This window comes from Stenotrophomonas sp. NPDC077659, assembly GCF_050268705.1.
Classification (GTDB): domain Bacteria; phylum Pseudomonadota; class Gammaproteobacteria; order Xanthomonadales; family Xanthomonadaceae; genus Stenotrophomonas.
In genome coordinates, this window is sequence record NZ_JBNNHG010000291.1 from 1 (window position 1) to 1,320 (window position 1,320).

The following is a 1,320-nucleotide window of genomic DNA, read 5'->3' on the forward strand; positions in this document are numbered from 1 at the left end:
CCAGTTCAACACGATGGTCCGGCCCAGCGAGGAATGCCATGAATACCGGCGATGTCTCGAACAGCGCGATCAGCCGCTCGTTCTCACGCGCCAGCCGTTCCTGGGCCACCACCATGCCAGTCACTTCCTTGGTCACGCAGAAGGCGCCGGCGGCCTGCTCGCCGGCCCCGTACAGAGGCGAGAACGAAAACGTCCACCAGGTTTCCTCCGGCGCCCCATAGCGGTTCATCGCCACCGGCACGTTCTCGAAACGCGACCCCTGCCCCGCAAAGGCGCGTTCAATCGGCTCCCGCACGGCCGACCATGCGTCCGCCCATAACTCGCGCAGCGGCGCACCCATCGCGTGCTGCAGACGCGGCCCAAGGATGGGCGCGTAGGCATCATTGAAAAGAAATACCAGTTCTGGTCCCCATACCAGGTACATGCTTTCCGGGGAACCGAGCATCAGTTCCACAGCCTGGCGAAGCGCTTCAGGCCACTGCGCTACGGGCCCAAGCGGCGTGGCAGCCCAATCGTGCAGGCGGACGCGCTCGGCCGTAGGGCCGGTAGAGCGGGGAAAAGGGGGAGAATGGGGCTGCACTTCAATTCCTGATCGAAACGGGCGTCGCAGCAACCCAGGGGCGTCCCGCCCGCTGCAGAATGTGAGACTGTGGGCTGCAATCTACGGCAATTCACCGTGGCAGGTGGTCAGGACGTGTATCGGCGGCCAGCGCGCACCGGTGAGCACAGCCTTGGGGTGAAAAGCAGAGCATACGCCAGCGTATAAAGCGCGACGTGCGTTCCGTGTGACCGTTCCCCGGCGCAACACTGGCACGGCCACCCCTTGACGCTGCCCTTGCTGCATCTACACGTCACGTGCGCCCGCACCCTGCAACCCTGCCCGGGCAGGCATCGGCATCACACCGGCGTATGGTGGATCTCTCCCCTCTTGCCCAGACGGTCATAGCACATGGCCCCTTCAATGTCCGAAGAACGCATGTCCACGTTGGGCAGCCTGGACGTGCTGGACGACGTCGCTGGCGCCTCGCTCGACCGCCTCACCGAACTGGCGACCCGCCTGTTCCAGGCCCCGGTCTCCTTCGTGTCACTGGTGGAAACCAACCGGCAGCGCCTGATCTCCCGGCAGGGCCTGGACGTGGCCGAAACCGATATCGAGCAGTCCATCTGCGCCCACACCATCGGCAGCAACGGGGTGATGGTGGTGAACGATCTGGCACTGGATGAGCGCTTCATCAGCAACCCGCGGGTGGTAGACCCACCGCGCCTGCGGTTTTACGCCGGCTCGCCCCTGGTGGCCAAGAACGGCGTCGCCATCGGTGC

2 protein-coding genes are annotated in these 1,320 nt (G+C 65.0%); one reads left to right on the plus strand and one right to left on the minus strand.

Going from position 1 to position 1,320, the window contains the following annotated elements; translation table 11 throughout:
- Window positions 1-580: PAS domain-containing protein (locus tag ACQKDV_RS19545; RefSeq protein ID WP_427785876.1), on the minus strand; the 580-nt coding region annotated here is incomplete at its 3' end.
- A 396-nt stretch (window positions 581-976) separates the two neighbouring features.
- Between ACQKDV_RS19545 and ACQKDV_RS19550 the strand changes: the two genes are divergently transcribed.
- The coding region (locus ACQKDV_RS19550) for a GAF domain-containing protein (protein ID WP_427785877.1) at window positions 977-1,320 on the plus strand (344 nt) is incomplete at its 3' end.